We start from the raw sequence: 18,855 nt of genomic DNA, 5'->3' as shown, positions 1-18,855 counted from the left end.
CAGTGTTGCGTCGATGATGAGAACGTGTCAATGCTCGGTGAACGGACAGGAAGAACCGGAACTTTCCCGGAACCGACGGGGCGGGCGAACCGGGCGGGGCGCGGCGGGTTCACGGCGGGATGGGCGCTGACGCGGACGCCGGGGCGGGCGTTGAATCCTGGCGCGGGCGTCGGGAAACGTTTCCGAGGTGCGCCGATCGGGTCGGCCGGATCGGTCACGGGGCTATAGTCGACGGATGCACTTCCAGATCTACGGCTGATTCACGGCCGACCGGCCGGGGCCAGAGCCTGTGCCCCGCCCCGTCGCGCGAACCGTTGAGCACGCCCCCCGCCCGAGGCGGCCGCGGGCGCTCGTTCGCGCACCCCACCGCCAACCTGCCGTGATCTGCCCCGAGATGAGTGATGTCCCATGGCACGCCGCCACCCTGCCCATATCGCGATGATCGGTGTCCCCGCCGTCAGCCATGTGCTGCCCAGCCTCGCGGTCATCCGCGAGCTGGTGGACCGGGGCCACCGCGTGACCTACGCCAACGATCCGGCCGTCGCGGAGCTGGTGAAGTCCACCGGCGCCGGCTTGGTACCCGTCCGGTCCACGCTTCCGGTGGCCGACAACCGCTGGCCGGAGGATCCGATCGAGGCGATGGGCGTCTTCCTGGACGACGCGATCCAGGCGCTGCCCCAGTTGCGGGCGGCCTATGACCCCGATCCCGCCGATCTCTATCTGTACGACATCGGCGCCTATGGCGCGCGGGTGCTCGCCGAGACCCAGGGTCGGCGACTGCTCCAGCTGTCGCCGACCTATGTGGCCTGGCGGGGCTACGAGGAGGAGGTCGCCGCCCAGCTCTGGCGGCTGCCGGGCGCGGACGCCTACCGCGCCAGGTTCACCGACTGGCTCGTCGAGGCCGGCGCGACCACCACGGACATGGACGCGTTCTCCGGCCGGCCGCCCCGGGCGTTGGCCCTGGTGCCCAGCGCCATGCAGCCGAACCTGGACCGGGTGGACGAGCGGGTGATCACCTTTGTCGGCCCCTGCTTCGGCGACCGTTCCGCCGACGGGGACTGGCGTCGCCCGGCCGACGCGGAACGGGTGCTGCTGATCTCGCTTGGCTCGGCCTTCACCCGCCAGCCGGAGTTCTATCGGCGGTGCCTCGCCGCCTTCGGTGACCTGCCGGGCTGGCATGTGGTGCTCGGGATCGGCAAGTACATCGCCCCCGAGGAGCTGGGGCCGATCCCGGGCAATGTCGAAGTCCATTCCTGGGTACCGCAGTTGCGCGTCCTGGAGCAGGCCGACGCGTTTGTCACCCATGCGGGGATGGGCGGCAGCGGCGAGGGGCTGTTCACGGGGGTCCCGATGATCGCCGTCCCGCAGGCCGCCGAGCAGTTCGCCAACGCCGACCGACTGGTCGAGCTGGGCGTGGCCCGCCGGCTGGACACCGAGGAGGCCACGGTGGACCGGCTGCGCGAGGCACTGCTCGCGCTGTCGGGCGACCCCGGGGTCGCCCGACGCTCGGCCGAGCTGCGCGCCCGGGCCCTGGCCGAGGGCGGCACCCCACGGGCGGCCGATCTGGTCGAGCGGCTGCTGGACTGACCGGACGGCCAGGGCCGGCGCGCGCGGGTTGGCGCGCGTGCCGGCCCTGGCCTGACGTGTCCCATCGGCCGGGGTTGCGGCCGATGGGTCCGTTTACACCAGGTTCACGGCGTGGGGAGTGCAATGCTCCTATGAGTTCCATTGCGTTCCACGCTGATGGCCGGCCCACGGACTCGCGCGGGGGTCGGCGAGAGATCCTTCGGTCGTTTCGTCCGCCTGAGTTCGTGCCCGGCTGCGTGCCCCCGGGCGATCGTCACCCCGGGTGGCGGCTCGGCGCCTCGCCGTCGGCCGGCGGTGGGGGTGCGGCGGCGATCACGGAGTCGAGGAGGGTGCGGGAGGTTCGCAGCTCCTCGATGGTGCGGGTGATGCGGTCGCTCTCCTCGCGCAGCCTGGTGCCCAGGTCCGAGCAGACGGGCACCAGGCGGTCGCCGTCGTCGGAGCGGATACAGGGCAACACCTCGGCGATCAGGGAGGTGTTGAGTCCGGCGGCCAGCAGACAGCGGATGCGGCGCACCTTCTCGACGTCCGGCTCCCGATAGACGCGATAGCCGCTCGGCAGTCGTTCCGGTGCCAGCAAGCCCTGCTGTTCGTAATAGCGGAGCAGCCGCTCATGGACCCCCGTGCGCCGGACCATCTCCTTCATCCGCATGCCGGCCGTCCCCTCCGTGTGCGATGCGCGCCGCGCGACCTGACTCTGACACCGATGTCGGAGTTTAGCGTCGGCGAACGCTCAGGCGTTCAGGCAGGAGCGGACCGCTGCGACCAGCCGGGTCGCGCGGGCGTCGCCGTGGCCGACCATGCGGTTGGCCACATAGGCGAAGCCCACCCCGTGGGTGTCGTCGCCGAAGGCGAACTGGCCGCCGGCGCCGTCGTTGCCGAAGCTCCGTTCGCTCAACATCGGCCGGAAGGAGGAGTTCAGCAGATAGCCGGAGCCCCAGCGGGCCCCGGAGTCAAAGCCCAGCCAGCCCTTCCCGGCGGAGACCTCGCGGACGGCGTCCGTCACGGTGTCCCTGCTGAGCAGCCGCTCCCCGTCGCCGATGCCGGAGACGGCCGCCGCGTAGACACCGGCGAGGCCGGTCGCCGAGGCGGTGGCGCCCGCGCCGGGCAACTCCATGGCCAGCAGTGCCGGATCGTTCCAGCCGTGCGGCTCGTCGAGGCCGGGGAAGACCAGCGCGCCGTTCATCGTCACGATGCGGGTGAGCAGATGCTCGGGGCCGGGCATCGGGGGGCGCCCCTCGGCCTCGACAAGGCGGGCGCGGGCGTCCCACTCCTCGGGCGGCAGCCCGATCCAGGCCCGCAGGCCCAACGGGTCCCCGATCGCGCGGCGGAAGAAGACACCCGGGGTGTCGCCGGTGATCCGGCGGATGACCTCGCCGATCAGAAAGCCGAAAACATGGCCGTGGTACTCGTAGGCGGTATCGGGCTCCCAGAGGGGTCGCTGCTCCTCGATGGCCCGGACCACCGGGGCCCAGGCGGCGATCCGGTCGAAGTCGGGCGAGGCGTCCAGGGCTGGCAGGCCCGCCCGGTGGGCCAGGACCATGCGGCAGGTGATGGACTCCTTGCCGGCCTGGGCGAATTCCGGCCAGTAGCGGCTCACCGGCGCGTCCAGATCGAGCCGGCCGCGCTGGGCGAGGAGATGTGCGCAGAGGCTCACCAGACCCTTGGCGCAGGAGAAGACGGGAACGGCGGTGTCCCCGGTCCAGGCCCGCCCGGTGCGGCGGTCGGCGATGCCGTCCCACAGCTCGACGGTCTTGCGTCCGTCGACGAACACCGTGACGGCCGCGCCGAGTTCGTCGAAGTCGGCGAAGTTCCGGGCGAAGACATCGGCGACCGGCCCCCAGCCTTCGTCCACCCATCCGTTCCGTTCGTCCATCGCCGTTCGCCCTCCCACAAGCCGGTGGTTCCGCCCGCGCCACGGGGGCACCCCCCGCGTCACAGGATGATCAACCGGGCCACCATACGGACGAGTGTGGTCAGCCGCGAGGGGGTTTCGGCCCCGGCCGTCCGGTCGGCGGCGCTGACCGTCTCGTCCAGCGCCGTCGACGTCCAGAACCCGCGCCGGCCGCAACGCGGCGAGATCGTCGACCAGTTCGCGGGGGTAGTTCGGACGGTAGCGGTCGTACCGCTCGGCGATGGCGCCGAAGGAGCCGGCCCGCTCGCGGTCATGGTGCAGTTCCCGGGGTGCGTTCGGCATTCGGCCATCTTCCCGGCCGGGCCATCAGTGGGAAAGGGCTCCCTGGAAGCGGAGTTCGCCGAGGTGGGCCTGGTAGAGGTAGGCGAGGGGGCCGCCGCCGGCGTAGTCGCCCACGGAGTCGAAGGCCAGATCCCTGGCCACGCCCCGGTACTGGCTGGCTCTCAGCCGGGCGAAGAGATCGGCGCGGTTCAGCGTGTCGTTCCGCTCCACCGCGCTCCGCATGGCGCCGACCAGCATCCGGGCCGCGTCATAGCCCTCGGCGGCGTAGGGGTCCGGATCCCAGCCGAAGCGTTCGCGGTGGGCGCGGCCGAAGTCCCGGGCGCGTGGATCGCGGCGCGGGTCGGTGTAGGTGGCGAGGAAGAACCAGTCGTCGGGGGGCTGGCCGGTATGGCGGAAGTACGGTGCGCCGATGGCCCGTTCGGTCGCGAGCCCGACGCCGTCGAAGCCCGCGTCCCGTAACGCCCGGGCCAGCCGGCCCGCGCCGTCCGCGTAGCCGCACCAGACCACGGCGTCCACCTCGTCCGCCAGGAGTTCGTCGGCGAGCGCGGTGAAGTCGACCTGTTCGGCGTCCAGTTGGCGCGGGTACAGCTCGAACCGCTCGCGGTCCATGGTGCCGTTGACGACCCGGGTGGTCTGGCCGCTGTAGTCGCCGGCGGAGAGATCGTCGAGCAGGGCGACCCGGGCGGCGCCGCGCCCCAGCAGGAAGTCGCCCACCGCCAACCCGGCCAGCGCGGTGCTCGGCCTGGCGTGCAGCAGGGTGGGGCAGGTCTCGCGATCCACCAGGCTGCTCACCGAGAGGGCCAGCAGCGGGAGTTCGGCCTCGCCATAGATCTCGGCGACGGCCGGCAGCACCTCCTCATGGGTGGGGCCGATCACCGCCACCACCCGGGGATCGTCCGCCAACTCGCGGGCCACGCCTGCGGCCAGCTCGCCGTCGCCGGCGTCGTCGAGCGTCCGGACGGCCAGGGTGAAGGGCAGATTGCCCATCCGGTTCAGCTCGTCGACGGCCATGTTGAGGCCGCGCTGCTGACCGTTGCCGAACGAGGCGTGCTCGCCGCTGAGGTCGGCGTGCAGTCCGATGGTGTACGTGGTGGCGCCGGCGGCCGCCGACGGGCCGTCGGCGCGCTGGTGCCGGATCAGCAGCCCCGCGCCCCAGCCGACCGCCGCCAGCGCCCCCGCGCCGCCGAGCAACCGCAGGGTGCGGCGGCGGCCGGGCGACGCCTCCCCGGCGGGTGGGCGGTCCGCCGGATCCGGCGGACCGGGGACGGCGGAGGCCCCCAACGGTAAGGCGCCGCCGGGAGGTTGCCCGACCGGCGGGCGATCGTTCAGGAGGCTCCCGGGCGAGAGGCTTTCGTTCGGTAAGTGATCGGCCGGGAGGCGTTCGGCTGGGTGGTGGTCGCCCGAGGAGCCGGTCGGCAGCCGGGGGAAGCCGCCGTCGGGCGGCTCGCCGGCGGCGAACGGCTCATGGGAGGCGGGGCGCGGCAACGGCGCCGCATAGCGGGCGGCGACCTCCCGGGCCAGCCGGCCCGGCAGCCAGCCGGCGCCGGTGGGCGCGGCCAGCTCGCGGCGGAGGTCGGCGGCCGAGGGGCGGGGACGCGGGTCCTTGTGCAGACATGCCTGGACGACCTCCAGCAGCCCGCGCGGCACATCAGCGAGATCGGCCGGCTCGTAGGCCGCACGCCGCAACAGCTCGCGCGGGGTGCCGTCGCCGAACGGGCCCCGGCCGGTGGCGGCCAGCGTCAGCAGACAGCCGAGGGCGAAGACATCGCTCGGCGGGCCGAGCGAGGCGGGGCCGCCGACGGCCTGTTCGGGCGAGAGATAGCCGGGGGGCCCTATCCGGGTGCCGGAACCGCCGAAGCCGGTGAGCCGTGGCCCGTCGAGCGTCAACTGCACATGCCCCGGCCGCAGATCACGATGCGTCAGGCCGCCCAGATGCACCGCGTGCAGCGCCTCGGCGAGCAGCGCGCCCAGGGCGGCGACGGTGCGCGGCGGCAGCGGGCCGTGGGCGGCGACGGCCTCCGTCAGGGTGGGGCCGGCGACATAGGGATACGCGGCCCAGACCGTGCCGCCGGCGGTGTCGGCGGCGGCCACCGTGACCAGCCGGCGGGCGCGGACATGGCGGGCGGTGGCCACATCCGCCTCGAACCGGGCGCGGAACGCCGGATCGGAAGCGTAGGCCGGGCGGATCACCTTGAGCGCGACGGGATCGCCGCCGAGCGAACGGGCCAGATAGACCACGCCGCTGCGGCCCTCGCCCAGCCGGCGTAACAGCAGATAGCCCCCGATGCGGCGCGGATCGTCCGCCGTCAACTCCCGCATGACGTAAAGCTCTTCCCCGTCGGCGTGGCCACGCCCCGCAACGCGCCGGCGTCCCCCACGTGCCTGTGTCGACGCACCGTCCCTCCCCGGTTCCTCGTCCTCTGCACCTTAGCGTGCCCCGGCCACCACCGGGAGTGTTCGCGCTTTCGGGGTGAAATCCGGCGTGATCGGGGGTAACGGGTGCCTTCGCGCGTGCCGGCGGGTGCGCCGGTCAAGACTGCTGGCATGAACTCCTTGACGAAGGCCGAGTACCCGGCCGACCCCGGCTATCTGGACACCGCCTCCCATGGACTGCTGCCGGCCGACGCCGCCGCCGCGCTGCGGGCGGCAGTGGACGGCATGGCGTGCGGTCGGCTGGACCAGCCGGGGTACTTCGGCGCGGTGGAGGCGGCGCGGCGGACGTTCGCCGGTCTGGTGGATCTGCCACCCGATCGAGTGACGGTCGGCAGTTCGGTCTCCGCGCATGTCGGGTTGATCGCCCAGTCGTTGCCGGCGGGCACCGAAGTGCTCTGCGCCGAGGGCGAGTTCAGCTCGCTGGTCACCCCGTTCGCGTTCCGGCCCGGGCTGCGGCTGCGGCAGGTGCCGCTGGCCGGACTCGCCGAGGCGGTCGGCCCGGGTACGGGGCTGGTCGCGGTCTCCTCGATCCAGTCGGCGGACGGCGCGCCCGCGGAACTGGCGGCGATCGCCGAGGCCGCCGGACGGCACGGGGCGGCGACGCTGGTGGACACCACCCAGTCCACCGGCTGGCTGCCGCTGGACGCGGGCGAGTTCGACTACACGGTGTGCGGGGCGTTCAAGTGGTTGCTATGCCCGCGCGGGGCATCCTTTCTGACGGTTCCGCCGGGCGGCGGCCCGCTGGTGCCGCTCTCCCCCAGTTGGGCGGCAGCCGTCGATCCGGCGAGCAGCGTGCTCGGTGTGGTCGAGGAACTGGCCCCCGACGCACGACGGTTCGACACCAGCCCGGCGTTCCTCCCCTATGTGGGCGCGGCCCGTTCGCTGGCGTTGGTGGCGCGGCTGGGGCAGGGGGCCATCGGCGACCACGATCTGGCGCTGGCCGCCCGGTTCCGGGCCGAACTTGCGGAGTGGGGCCGGCCGGCCGGTTTCGAGGGCTCACCGATCGTGGCCGTGCCCGAGACGCCGGGCGCCGCCGAGGCGTTGGCCGCCGCCGGGGTGCGGGTGACCAGGCGCGCGGGGCGGCTGCGGTTCGCGTTCCACTTCTACAACACGGAGGACGAGGTGGACGCGGCGCTGGCCGCGTTGCGCGACGCCGGCTGAGCCGACCGCCGCTTGAGCCGCCGGCAGGCCGCGCGGTCAGGCCGCGGCAAGCGCCTCGCGGCAGAGCCGGTCGGCCGCGCGGGTGGTCTCCGGGAGCCGAACGCCCCTGGTCAGATGCAGGGTGTGGGCGCAGGCATCGTCCAGCGTGGTGCGGTGTCCCGGCGAGACATAGACCGGTTTGACGCCGTCCCTGGTGCGCAGCGCCCGGCCCACCTCCTCGTCCCCGTCGAGCAGCGGCGTGAACGCGCCCCGGTGCGGCGGGGGTTGGGTGTGCGCGAAGGTGAACGGGTTCTTGGCGACGCCGATGGTCGGCTGGGGGCACCTCCCGGACGAAGTCTGGGGGAGGCGCGGATGAGCCAGCCCGTAGCCGTCGCAGACCACCAGGTCGGGGGCGCGGCGCAGCCGGCCGAGGGCGTCGAGCACGGCCGGCAGCTCGCGGAAGGCCAGCAGCCCGGGGACACAGGGGAATGCCACCGGGCCCACCGCCGTGGCCCGTTCGACGACCTCCAGGGTGATCGCGTGCAGGGCCACGGCCGCCGCCGCGACCAGGTTCCGCGCGTCGTCGTAGGCGACGTCGACGCCGACCACCGTGCCCGGCTCCCCGGGCCCGGGGCCCGAGGAGTCGTAGACGGCCAGGGACCGGAGCCGTCGCTGGATGGCGACGGCCTCGGCCTCGGTGGTCGGCGTGGTGTGCGAACGGACCACGCGCGGCGGTATCACGACGGGCTGCGGACGCGCGCTCAGCCCAGATCGATCTCCGGGTAGAGCGGGTGCCCGGCCAGCAGATCGGCGGCGCGGCCGGCGACCTCCTTGGCGACGCCTTCGGCGAGCACATAGGTGGCCTTGGAGGGCTTGCCGCTCTTGGCCGTCCCCGGGGTGGTGCGGCGCAGCACGCTGTCGATCAGCTCGGCGACCTCGTCCATCCCGTCCGTGGTGAGACCACGGGTGGTGAGCGCCGGGGTGCCGAGGCGGATACCGGAGGTGTACCAGGCGCCGTTGGGGTCACGCGGGATGGCGTTGCGGTTGGTGACAATGCCGGCGTCCAGCAGGGCGCCCTCGGCCTGCCGGCCGGTGAGGCCGTAGCCGGAGACGTCCAGCAGCGCGAGGTGGTTGTCGGTGCCGCCGGTGACCAGTCGGGCGCCGCGCCGCACCAGGCCCTCGGCCAGCGCCTGCGCGTTCTCCACCACCCGCTGGGCGTAGTCCTGGAACTCGGGCTGCCTGGCCTCGGCGAGCGCGACGGCCTTGGCGGCCATCACATGCGGCAGCGGACCGCCCAGCACCATCGGGCAACCCCGGTCGACCTGGTCGGCGAGCGAGTCGTCGCAGAGCACCATCCCGCCGCGCGGGCCGCGCAGCGACTTGTGGGTGGTGGTGGTGACGATCTGTGCGTGCGGCACCGGGTCGAAGTCGCCGGTGAGGACCTTGCCGGCGACCAGACCGGCGAAGTGCGCCATGTCGACCATCAGCGTGGCGCCGACCTCGTCGGCGATCTCCCGCATGATGCGGAAGTTGACCCGGCGCGGGTAGGCGGAGTAGCCGGCGATCAGGATCAGCGGACGGAACTCACGCGCGGCGGCGCGCACCGCGTCGTAGTCCAGCAGCCCGGTCTCCGGGTCCGTGCCGTAGCTGCGCTGGTGGAACATCTTGCCGGAGATATTGGGGCGGAAGCCGTGGGTGAGATGGCCGCCGGCGTCCAGCGACATGCCCAGCATCCGCTGCTCGCCGAGCGACTTGCGCAGCTTCTCCCAGTCCTCCTCCGTCAGATCGTTGACCTGCCGGACGCCGGCCTGCTCCAGCGCGGGCAGCTCGACCCGCTGGGCGAGGACGGCCCAGAACGCGACGAGGTTGGCGTCGATGCCGGAGTGCGGCTGGACATAGGCGTGTTGGGCGCCGAACAGCTCACGGGCGTGCTCGGCGGCGATAGCCTCGACGGTGTCGACATTGCGACAGCCGGCGTAGAAACGGCGGCCGATGGTGCCTTCGGCGTACTTGTCGCTGAACCAGTTGCCCATGGCCGCCAGCACGGCGGGGGACGCGTAGTTCTCGCTGGCGATCAGCTTGAGCGAGGCGCGCTGATCCTCGATCTCGGCGCCGATGGCGTCGGCGATCCGGGGCTCGACGGCACGAACGACGTCGATGTTGGACCGGAACGCGATGGACTCGGTGGTGCGGGACGGACTCTCCGCGGACACTCAGGGCCTCCTTGACCAGACGTCGCGATGGCCCAGGCGCACGGCTTCTCATCGCATCGCTGAGGCCGCTCCCTGATGGTTTCGTCCATCCTGACGCGCCAGTCACGGCCCGGCAGGGAGCCTAACATCGCGCACTGTCAGGCCGGCGATCGCCGGTGATCGCCGGTGACCGGGATCCGGGCATCGGGTGTCCCTCCGGGTGCGGGACGTGGACGGCTGGGGCACGGTGGATTCCAGCCGCCGCGCCAGCTCCCGACTCCCCGGAGGTCGCCATGTCCGCCCATATCTACCGCGTGACGGAGATCGTCGGTTCCTCGTCGGAGGGCGTGGACGCCGCCATCCACAACGCGATCGAACGGGCCTCACGCACGCTGCGCCAACTCGACTGGTTCGAGGTGACCCAGGTCCGCGGCCATATCGAGGACGGCCGGATCGAGCACTACCAGGTCGGCCTGAAGGTCGGCTTCCGCCTGGAATCCGACGACTGACGCCTTGCCGGCGTAATGCCGCCGGCGGGGCCGGGAACCCTCCGGTCGCCGGTCCGGGGCCGGAGGGTTCCCGGCCTGGGGCGCCGCGTTCGACGGGTCAGCTCGGGAGGAGTTCGGCACGGGTCGGTGGGTCCGCGCCCTCGCGGGTACAGGTGAGGGCGGCGGCGTGGACGCAGCGTTCGAGCAGAGCGGTGAGGGGGGCGGGGTCAACGGGGTCGAGGGAGTCGACGGGGACGTTGCCTCGCTCAACGAGGGCGTCCAGCAACGCGGCCTGGAACGCGTCTCCGGCGCCCACCGTGTCGACCACCTGCACCTCGGGGGCCGGCACCGAGACGCGATGCCCGGCGGTCAGCGCGAAGGCACCGCGCTCCCCCAGCGTCACCACCACCAGTTCGGGGCCGAAGGCCAGCAGCGTTCGGGCGGCCTCCTCGGCGGTGTGGTCGGGGTAGAGCCAGCCCAGGTCCTCGTCGCTGGCCTTGAGCACGTGGACGACGCCGGCCAGCTGTTCGGCCCGGTGCCGGTAGTCGGCCCGGTCGGGGCGGACGGCGGGGCGAACGTTGAGGTCGGCGGCCACCAGCCGGCCGGCCGCGCGTTCCCGGCGGCAGAGGTCCAGTACCCGGGAGGCACCGGGTTCGACCGCGACGGCCAGCGAGCCCGTGTGCAGCACTGCGGTGTCGGCCGGCAGCGGGAACTCCGACGGCGCCCAGGCGGTGAGGAAGTCGTAGTCGGCGGAGCCGTCCGCCCCGAGGTAGGCGAGCGCGACGGTCGTTCTGGCGGGTTCGGCGGTGGCCAGCCGGCGAACCTCGACTCCGATGCCGCCCAGGTGGGCGTCGACGAGCGCGCCGGGCGGGTCGTCGCCCCAGCTGGTCAGCAGGGTGACGGGGCGGCCGAGGCGGTGCAGACCGACCGCGACGTTGGCCGGGCTCCCGCCGGGGACCGCGCGCGCCTGGCGTTCTCCCGTGCGCCACAGCAGGTCCACCAGGGCCTCTCCCACGACGGCGACCCGAACTCCCACCGTTTCACGCTCCCTTCGGCCGCCCCCCGGGCGAGCGCGGCTACGCCATCCTGCGGGCGCCGCGCCGTCGGCGGCAACCGGGGCGGCGTTCCGGGCGGCGCGGGAGGGGGAAACGGGCGCCCGCGCGGACCGACGAGCGTCAACCTGGGTTGACAGGCGGGCCGCTTGTCAACCATGGTTGACGCCATGGCTGAGATCGACCTCTCCCCCGTCACCGAGGCGCCCGACCCGCTCCGTGCACTGCGCCTGGCCGCCGAGGCCCGGGCCGAGCTGGAACGCGCCGAGGCCGTGCTGGTGCGGCGGGCCCGCAACGACGGCGCCAGCTGGGCCGCCATCGCCGCCGCGCTCGGCGTCACCCGGCAGGCCGTGCACAAGAAGCACGGCGGGCGCCGCCTGCTGCGCCGCGCCGACTAGGGCCTGCTCTCTTGGCCAGTCCCCGAACGACCTCCCCGACGGCCGCCGCTCGGCCATGACGTGTTCCGTTTCCGGCCGCTCGGCCGGGCAGCCTTCCGGAGGTATCCGATGCCCCTGACCGCGACCGCGCTCGACGCCCTGGTCCGGAAGACCGCGCGGGAGACCGCGCCCGAGGGCCCGGGGCCGGTGGCGGTGGGCGCCGTGCTGGGCGACGAGACCGCCCTGTGCGGAGCCGACCCCACCGCGCTCTTCGAGATCGGCTCGGTGAGCAAGACGTTCACCGCCCTGGCACTCGCCCGGCTCGTCGTGCGCGGCGCCCTCGACTGGGAGCGGCCCCTGGCCACGCTGCTGCCGCCGGAGGCCGAGGTGCCCGAACGGGACGGCCGGGCCGTCACCCTCGGGCAGCTCGCCTGCCACACCTCGGGCCTGCCCCGACTGCCGCGCGGCCTGCTGCCACGCGCCCCCTGGGACGCGTCCGACCCCTATGCCCGCTGCCAGGAGCCGGCGCTGCTCGAGGAGTTGGCGCGCACCCGGCTGAAGTCGACGCCGGGGCGGCGGTTCCGTTACTCCAGCTTCGGCGCAGGACTGCTCGGCCTCGCGCTCGCCCGGCACACGGGCGGCGGCTACGACGCGTTGATCCAGCGGGAGATCTGCGCCCCGCTCGGACTGCGCGACACCCGCGTCGCGTTGGACGAGGAACGGTCCGCGCGACTGGTGCCCGGCCACTCCTACCGGGGCCGGCCACGCCCCAACTGGGATCTGGCGGATCTGGCCGGGGCCGGCGGGCTGCATTCGACACCGGCCGATATGCTCCGCTTCGCGGTGGCTCAACTGGGCGACACCTCAGGGGAGTTGGCCGAGGCGATCGCCCTCACCCACACCACCGGTGCGCGCGTCCACCGGGCGCACACGGCCCATCCCGGCCTCTATGGCACCCGTCTGCCGGCGTCGGCTGGGCGGCACGCGGTGCTGTTCCACAACGGCAGGACGGCCGGCTACCACACCCTGTTGGCGCTGGCCCCGGCGCGCCAGGCCGCGGTCGTGCTGCTCAGCGCCAGGGCCCGCTCCGTCGACCGGGCGGGCTTCGGCCTCCTCACCCGCCTGGCCTGCGCCTGAGCCCCGAAGTCCCCCGGCCGAAGCCGGAACGGGCCCGGCGTCAACCCGGTTGACGTGTGGTCAAGGTCGCGGCGCGCCCAGCGGTACCGGGGTACCTTCGTGGCGCGGCAGACGGCTTGACGGCACGGCCGGCGGCGGTACCGACCGGCCTTACCCGAGGGAGTGACGTGGCGACGGGTTTCACCGTGGACATAGCCGGCGCGGACGGCATGCGGACGGCGGAGTGGACGGTCGGCGAGGAGTTCCTGGTCAGGCCCAACCGGCGGGGTGCGGACGCCGAGCCGGCCGCCCGGGTCAGGCTGCTCACCGCCGACGGTCGGGAGGCGGTGCCGGAGGCGGCCCTGGCGATGGCGTCCCGGCCGGTGACCGTCGCCGAGGTGGAGGAGCGGCTGAGCCTCAAGGGCGGTGGTGATCCGCATCCGGTGCTGTCGCTGACCTGCCCCGACGGCAGCCCGATGGCCACCGTGGTGCCCGAGGAGCGGGTGCCCTGGCCGCAGCACTTCCATGTCACCGACGAACACGACCGGCCGCTGGCCGAGATCACCCACACGCCGTCCCGGTTCGGCCGGCGCTGTTCCTGGCGGATCGATCTGGCCGAGGGGGGCGATCCGATCATCGGCCGTCGGGGTTCGCTGCGCGGCTGGTTGGTCTTTGTGCTGGCCTTCCCGCTCTGGCTGACGATCTTCCTGGGCTGTCTGCTGCTCACGCTGCTGACGTTCGGCCATGTCGCGGAGATGGTGGTCTGGGGCTGCCCGCGCAGCGTGACCTGGCGTCGACGGGGCGGCCTCGCCGGGGGGCGGGCGTTGACCTTCGGTCATCTGCGGACGGACTACCACCACGATCCGACACTGCTCGATCCACGGATCGCCTATGCGCAGGCGGCGCTGCACTATTTCGACACCATGCATCACGACTGAGCGTGCCGGTGCCCCGGGGACATGCTGTCCGTCCCCGGGGGCACCGACTCTTTACAAGCGGCCTCGGCCAACCGCGTCAACGACCGTGGTCAACCGCGAAGAGGCCGCGGTAGGACCGCTTCCGTCATTCGCCGGCCTGGAGCGCCGCCCAGCTCAGCGGTCCGACGACGCCGTCGACGCCGAGCCCCCGGCTCGTCTGGTAGTCCCGCACCGCCTGGGTGGTGAGCGGGCCGAAGGAGCCGTCGATCGAGACGGTCCGGCCCAACGCGGCGGTCAGCGCCCGTTGCAGCCGTTTCACCGCCTCGCCGCTGCTGCCCTCGCGCAGGGTGGGGGTGCTGCCCGCGGAGAGCAGCGCGGTCCAGGTCTTGGGGCCGACGACGCCGTCGGCGGCCAGTCCCTTGGCGCTCTGGAAGCCGCGCACCGCGGCCTGGGTGGCCGGGCCGAACTGCCCGTCGGCGGCGCCGGCGTCCTGCCCGTTGTTGTTGAGCAGATGCTGGAGCGCCACCACCTGGGGCCCGCTCGAACCGTTGCTCAGCGTCGAGTAGGACGGGAAGTCGAGCCCGGGGTTGCCGGGGTTGCCCGGGTCGCCGCCGACCAGCTGCATGTAGTAGTTCCAGTCCCAGTGCGGGCCCGGGTCGGTGTGGTCGTTGCCCGGCACCTCATGGTGTCCGACGATGTGCTGCCGGTTCTTGGGGATGCCGTAGCGGTTGGCGAGGTGGCTGGTGAGCGCGGCGGAGGAACGGTACATCGCGTCCGTGAACCACGACGGCTCGTCCACCCACCCCTCGTGCTCCAGGCCGATGCTGTAGGCGTTGCCGGAACGGGCGTGCCAGGCGGTGTCCCGGTCCCGCACCGTCTGGGTGATCTCGCCGTCCGAGGAGCGGATCACATAGTGGGCGCTGACATTGGATGACGGGTTCTGGAACCAGCTGATGGAGCCGGCGTAGGAACCCTGGGTGACATGGATGACGACCGTGTTGATGGACTGGGTGCGGCCGGTGTTGTAGTTGGAGGAGTGCGCCGGCACCCAACGGGCCGCCGGATAGTCCTCGCTGAGGACGCCCAGGTCCACGTCGGCGTACTCACCGCGTTCGGGGTCGACCGACTGAGCGTCGACCTCGACCGTCTCGCCACCGTCGACGACCGCTTCGATACCGTCGCGGAGCAGGTCATAGACCGCGTCGGCATAGAAACGGGCGCCGGTCTCCTCGGCCGCGCCGCCGTAGCGGGCGACCGCCGGGTACCAGGCGTCCAGGTCGGCACGCTCGTCGGCGGAGAGGCCGACCTCGTCCGCATACGCGCGTAGAACTGCTGCGCCACCATGGATGTTCGCCGTGGTGTTCTGGCTCAACTCGTCGGCGCTCAGGCCCGTTTCATCGGCCGCTGTGCGCAGGGTCCGGTGGGTCGGATTGTCCACCAGGTGCATCACGCCGAACCCTCGGGCGTGACTGGGCAGTCCGTCGTGGTCATTGAGGCGGGTCTCGCCATAGCCGACCGCGACCAGCAGATCCCTGGGGACCTCGTACTCCGTCGCGGCCTCGCCGAACGCGGCGTTGACCGGGTCGGCGACAGCGGCGGTGTCATCGGCCAGCGCTGGCTGCGCGGCGACGAGCAGGCCGGCGAGGGTCAAGCCCGCCAGGACCGAAGTGCCGTACCGTCTGTGTGGGGCAGATCGTCTGAACACGCTTCTCCGTTCGCAGTTGCCTGGATGGCGCCCAAAGGGGTCGGGCGCCCGCGGCGCCCCCCAGCCTTCAGCGTGGGCCATGACCATGTCAACGTCTTGACGCTTACGGCGCGCCGCGTCAACTCGGGCGCATGCGTTCTTTCTGACCCAACGTCGGTTCTTTCTCGCCTCACCGAAACCGACCGCGCCACATACTGGCGGTCGGCACGGCGAAGGACCGTCGCCCGGGGACCCCGGCGAGAAGGAGCCAACGGTGGACCAGGAACCGAACGCGATCCCGCACGCGGATGTCAGCATCGGCAGGGACGGGGTGCCCGTCGCCACCTACGCGTGGCCCCCCGAGCACGGCGGACGCCCGCACGCGGTGGTGCAGCTGGTGCACGGAGCGGCCGAACACGCCCTGCGCTACGACCGGTTCGCCAGGGAGCTCACCGCGCACGGCTATGCCGTGGTGGCCTCGGACAACCGTGGCCACGGCGCCACCGCACGGCACACCGGCGGCTTCGGGGTGGTCGGCGCCTCGGGCTGGCGCGCCGTGGTGGCCGACCTGCGCCGGGTGGGCGACGCGGCCAGGGCGGCCAACCCCGGGGTGCCCCTGGTGATGCTCGGCCACAGCATGGGCTCCCAGCTCGCCCGCGACTTCGCCCAGGAGCACGGCGAGACGCTGAGCGGCCTGATCCTCTCCGGCACCTTCCGCTCGCTCCCCGGCTGCGAGCCGGCCGGCGCCGCGACGCGGCTGCAGGGCGAGATCGAGGAGCACGGCCGGGACGCGCCCTCCTCGTTCGTGCCCGACCTCTTCGCCTCCTTCAACGACCCCTACCCCCACCGCACCGGCTTCGAGTGGCTGAGCCGGGACACCGCCGAGGTGGACGCCTATGTGGCCGACGAGCGCTGCGGCTTCCCGTTCAGCGCCGGTCTCTCGCTGGACTGGGTGCTGGGGGTGCGGAAGATCAACGCGCCGGACCAGCAGGCCCGGGTGCCACGCGATCTGCCGGTCCATCTGGCGGTGGGCGAACAGGACCCCTGCCACGGCGGAATGACCCTGGTCTACGAGCTGTTGGAGGACTTCCGCTACCACGGCACCCGCCAACTGACCTGGCGGGCCTACCCGGACGCCCGGCACGAGATCCTCAACGAGACCAACCGGGCCGAGGTCCAGGCCGATCTGCTGACCTGGCTCGACGACCACCGCTAGGCCGACCGCCCCTGGGGACGACCGCCGTTGGGGTGGCCCCCTTACCCACCCACGGCGGACGATCACCCTTGGGGACCGATCACATTCGGCCTGTTGTGGCCGCCTCACGCACCGGTGGCGCGTCAACTACCGTCCGTCGTGCGAGGATGCGCTCCTGATCACCGCAGGCGAGGGCCTGTTGACCCATGGCGAGGGAGAGCGAGACGGCATGGCCGAGAACGAGGACGTCACCAGTCACGAGGTGGACGTCAACGTGCCCAGCGTGGCGCGCATATATGACTACGCGTTGGGCGGCAAGGACAACTACGCCGTGGACCGGGAGGCGTTCGACCAGCTGGAGCAGACCGCTCCCAGCACCCGGCCGCTGGCGATCAACAACCGTCGTTTTCTGCAACGAGCCGTGCGCATCCTGGCGGAGGAGTACGGCATACGGCAGTTCATCGATCACGGATCAGGTCTGCCGACCCAGGACAACGTGCACCAGATATCCCAGCGGATCGACCCGGACGCCCGGGTCATCTACATCGACAACGACCCGATCGTGCTGGCCCACGGCCGCGCGCTGTTGGAGGAGAACACCAACACGGCCGTGATCCAGGCCGACTTCCGGGACACCGACGGCATCTTCGACCACCAGGACGTGCAGCGCCTGATCAACTTCGACGAGCCGGTGGCCGCGCTCTTCGTCTCGGTGCTGCACTGCATCTCGGACGAGGACGACCCGACCGCGCTGGTGCGCGAGGTGACCCGCCGACTGCCGTCGGGAAGCTTCCTGGTGATCAACCAACTGGTCAGCGACGACGCGGAGTTGCGCGACTCGATCAGCACCTTCATGGCCGAGTCCACCCAGGGCAACTGGGGCCGGGTGCGGCAACAGGCCGATGTGCGGCGGTACTTCGAGGGCCTGGACATCCTGGACCCCGGGCTGGTCGAGATCAGCACCTGGCGGCCGGACAGCGACCTCGGCCCCAAGCAACAGACCGAGGAGTGGATCGAGTTCGGCGGAGTGGCCCGCAAGCCCTGAGCTTTGGCCGCACAACGCAGGGGCGCCGCCCGGGAGTTCGAACCCGGGGCGGCGCCCGTCGCGTTACCGGGAACGACGGCTCAGCCGTCCGCGTCCTCCAGGCCCTGCGAAACCAGCACCCGATCCAGGGTGTCGGGCGTCCTGCCGTGCGGCTCGGCCGTGGCGCAGAGGCTGTCCATCACGGCCAGGTAGTCCTCGACGTCCTCCCGCTTGTCCAGATAGAGCGCGCTGTTGAGCTGCTCCAGATAGACGATGTCGGGCAGATCCGGTTCGAGGAAGCGCAGGATGGTGACCGGGCCTCCGGCGGCGGCCAGCCCGCCGAGCCGGAACGGCGCGATCTGCAGCGTCACATTGGGCCGTTCGGCCATCTCCCGCAGATGCCTGATCTGGATGCGCATCGCCGCGGGACCACCCATCGGCCTGGTCAACGCGGCCTCGTCCACCACCGCCCAGAGCTTGGGCGCGTGCTCACGCAACAGCAGGTCCTGACGCCGCATCCGCAGCTCGACCCGGCGGTCCACCTGCCGGTCCGTGGCCCTCGGGTTGCCGAGACGGATACAGGCCCGCGCGTAGTCGGGCGTCTGCAGCAGACCGGGCACGAACTGGACCTCGTAGGTCCTGATGATCGAGGCGGCCTCCTCAAGGCCGATCATCGTCTCGAACCAACTCGGCAGCACATCCCCGTACTTCTGCCACCAGCCCGGGGTGCTCGCCTGCCGGGCCAGGGCCAGGAACTGCTCACGCTGCGTCTTGTCGGTGACGCCGTAGAGCGTCAACAGATCGGCGATATCGCGTTCCTTGGCCGAGACCCGGCCCAACTCAAGACGGCTTATCTTGGCGTGGGAGCCACGGATCGACTCGCCGGCCGCCTCCCTGCTGATCCCACAGCCCTCACGGAGTCGGCGCAGATGAGTGCCGAGCACGATCCGCAGAACCGTCGGCCCGCCCCTTGGGTGAGAGAGCAGATCCCTCACCGAAGGAGTGCGGCCTGCCTGAGCTGACGCCATGTGAGTGTCCCCTGAGTGTTGAATTAGCGCTCAAGTGTCGCACTGTTCGGACGAGCCGTACAGTCGCACCACTCGCACTCAGGGTGATACGCGCCGCAGGTCAGACGATCAGGTCGTCGAAGTCCCCGTCGCGGGCGCCCTGAACGAAGGCGGTCATCTCCGCCTGGGTGTAGATGAGGGCCGGGCCCTCGGGGTCACGCGAGTTGCGCATCGCGACACCGCCGTCCGGCAGGGCCGCCACCTCGACGCAGTTTCCGTTCGGGTTGGAGCGCCCGCTCTTCCGCCAGGTCACACCAGCGATCCGACCGGCCGACACACCGTTCACAAACTCCGGCATCCGCACTCCCTGCATAGTCGTCGTGCATGCCACCGCACACCGTGGGGTGGTGTACGGCCTGAGGGGATACTGCCCCAACTCCCCACGTTCT

The 18,855-nt window shown here is 72.2% G+C and carries 17 protein-coding genes and 1 riboswitch; of the genes, 8 read left to right on the top strand and 9 right to left on the bottom strand.

Annotated features, from left to right (window positions below; translation table 11 throughout):
* Nucleotides 1–408 precede the first annotated feature (408 nt).
* Nucleotides 409–1,587: a macrolide family glycosyltransferase gene (locus AOM46_RS18225; protein WP_062213189.1), complete on the top strand. Its 1,179-nt coding sequence runs from the start codon at nucleotides 409–411 to the stop codon at nucleotides 1,585–1,587.
* Between the two features lie 253 nt (nucleotides 1,588–1,840).
* Here AOM46_RS18225 and AOM46_RS18220 read toward each other — a convergent pair whose 3' ends face one another.
* From AOM46_RS18220 to AOM46_RS18210, 3 genes are all read right to left on the bottom strand, one after another.
* Nucleotides 1,841–2,236: a MerR family transcriptional regulator gene (locus AOM46_RS18220; RefSeq protein ID WP_062213187.1), complete on the bottom strand. Its 396-nt coding sequence runs from the start codon at nucleotides 2,234–2,236 to the stop codon at nucleotides 1,841–1,843.
* 81 nt (nucleotides 2,237–2,317) lie between these two features.
* Entirely contained in the window at nucleotides 2,318–3,460 is a 1,143-nt protein-coding gene (locus tag AOM46_RS18215) for a serine hydrolase domain-containing protein (protein WP_062213739.1), read from the bottom strand.
* Between the two features lie 345 nt (nucleotides 3,461–3,805).
* Nucleotides 3,806–6,100 (bottom strand): bifunctional serine/threonine-protein kinase/ABC transporter substrate-binding protein, encoded by a 2,295-nt coding sequence (locus tag AOM46_RS18210; protein WP_062213184.1) that lies wholly within the window; start codon nucleotides 6,098–6,100, stop codon nucleotides 3,806–3,808.
* 225 nt (nucleotides 6,101–6,325) lie between these two features.
* On the opposite strand from AOM46_RS18210, the gene AOM46_RS18205 reads away from it, so the two are divergent.
* Nucleotides 6,326–7,375: an aminotransferase class V-fold PLP-dependent enzyme gene (locus tag AOM46_RS18205; protein ID WP_062213181.1), complete on the top strand. Its 1,050-nt coding sequence runs from the start codon at nucleotides 6,326–6,328 to the stop codon at nucleotides 7,373–7,375.
* Nucleotides 7,376–7,411: 36 nt separating this feature from the next.
* Here AOM46_RS18205 and AOM46_RS18200 read toward each other — a convergent pair whose 3' ends face one another.
* The gene (locus AOM46_RS18200; protein ID WP_370592744.1) at nucleotides 7,412–8,119 is read right to left on the bottom strand and encodes an endonuclease V; all 708 of its coding nucleotides are present in this window, start codon (nucleotides 8,117–8,119) and stop codon (nucleotides 7,412–7,414) included.
* Nucleotides 8,116–9,567: a glycine hydroxymethyltransferase gene (locus AOM46_RS18195; RefSeq protein WP_062213178.1), complete on the bottom strand. Its 1,452-nt coding sequence runs from the start codon at nucleotides 9,565–9,567 to the stop codon at nucleotides 8,116–8,118. Before AOM46_RS18195 ends, AOM46_RS18200 begins: the two co-directional genes overlap by 4 nt.
* A 23-nt stretch (nucleotides 9,568–9,590) precedes the next feature.
* Nucleotides 9,591–9,683: riboswitch (ZMP/ZTP riboswitch) on the bottom strand.
* 156 nt (nucleotides 9,684–9,839) lie between these two features.
* Between AOM46_RS18195 and AOM46_RS18190 the strand changes: the two genes are divergently transcribed.
* A complete protein-coding gene (locus AOM46_RS18190; RefSeq protein WP_062213175.1) occupies nucleotides 9,840–10,055 on the top strand; it encodes a dodecin in 216 nt (71 codons plus the stop codon).
* A 97-nt stretch (nucleotides 10,056–10,152) separates the two neighbouring features.
* Here the strand turns inward: AOM46_RS18190 and AOM46_RS18185 are convergent, their stop codons facing one another.
* Entirely contained in the window at nucleotides 10,153–11,070 is a 918-nt protein-coding gene (locus AOM46_RS18185) for a carbohydrate kinase (protein ID WP_062213172.1), read from the bottom strand.
* A 186-nt stretch (nucleotides 11,071–11,256) separates the two neighbouring features.
* On the opposite strand from AOM46_RS18185, the gene AOM46_RS18180 reads away from it, so the two are divergent.
* The 3 genes from AOM46_RS18180 to AOM46_RS18170 all read left to right on the top strand — a co-directional run bounded on the left by AOM46_RS18180 (nucleotide 11,257) and on the right by AOM46_RS18170 (nucleotide 13,517).
* Nucleotides 11,257–11,484, top strand: a complete 228-nt coding sequence (locus tag AOM46_RS18180) for a hypothetical protein (protein WP_078856939.1) — start codon at nucleotides 11,257–11,259, stop codon at nucleotides 11,482–11,484.
* A 108-nt stretch (nucleotides 11,485–11,592) separates the two neighbouring features.
* Nucleotides 11,593–12,600, top strand: coding sequence for a serine hydrolase (locus AOM46_RS18175; RefSeq protein ID WP_062213166.1), 1,008 nt, complete (start codon nucleotides 11,593–11,595; stop codon nucleotides 12,598–12,600).
* 167 nt (nucleotides 12,601–12,767) lie between these two features.
* Entirely contained in the window at nucleotides 12,768–13,517 is a 750-nt protein-coding gene (locus tag AOM46_RS18170; RefSeq protein ID WP_062213163.1) for a hypothetical protein, read from the top strand.
* Between the two features lie 124 nt (nucleotides 13,518–13,641).
* Here the strand turns inward: AOM46_RS18170 and AOM46_RS18165 are convergent, their stop codons facing one another.
* Nucleotides 13,642–15,156, bottom strand: a complete 1,515-nt coding sequence (locus AOM46_RS18165) for a peptidoglycan-binding protein (protein WP_370592743.1) — start codon at nucleotides 15,154–15,156, stop codon at nucleotides 13,642–13,644.
* 298 nt (nucleotides 15,157–15,454) lie between these two features.
* Here AOM46_RS18165 and AOM46_RS18160 point away from each other — a divergent pair, with 298 nt between their 5' ends.
* Both AOM46_RS18160 and AOM46_RS18155 read left to right on the top strand, forming a co-directional pair.
* Nucleotides 15,455–16,396, top strand: a complete 942-nt coding sequence (locus AOM46_RS18160; RefSeq protein ID WP_234313842.1) for an alpha/beta fold hydrolase — start codon at nucleotides 15,455–15,457, stop codon at nucleotides 16,394–16,396.
* Between the two features lie 208 nt (nucleotides 16,397–16,604).
* Nucleotides 16,605–17,420, top strand: coding sequence for an SAM-dependent methyltransferase (locus AOM46_RS18155; RefSeq protein WP_062213157.1), 816 nt, complete (start codon nucleotides 16,605–16,607; stop codon nucleotides 17,418–17,420).
* Nucleotides 17,421–17,500: 80 nt separating this feature from the next.
* Here the strand turns inward: AOM46_RS18155 and AOM46_RS18150 are convergent, their stop codons facing one another.
* Nucleotides 17,501–18,427, bottom strand: coding sequence for a helix-turn-helix transcriptional regulator (locus AOM46_RS18150; RefSeq protein ID WP_062213154.1), 927 nt, complete (start codon nucleotides 18,425–18,427; stop codon nucleotides 17,501–17,503).
* Between the two features lie 100 nt (nucleotides 18,428–18,527).
* On the bottom strand, nucleotides 18,528–18,764 hold the full coding sequence (locus tag AOM46_RS18145) for a DUF397 domain-containing protein (RefSeq protein ID WP_062213152.1): 237 nt from the start codon (nucleotides 18,762–18,764) through the stop codon (nucleotides 18,528–18,530).
* Nucleotides 18,765–18,855 lie beyond the last annotated feature (91 nt).

The sequence above is a fragment of the Streptomyces sp. NBRC 109706 genome, assembly GCF_000974485.1.
Lineage (GTDB): Bacteria > Actinomycetota > Actinomycetes > Streptomycetales > Streptomycetaceae > Streptomyces.
The sequence above is the reverse complement of the archived record's forward strand: the minus strand, read 5'-3'. Positions and strand labels throughout refer to the sequence as shown.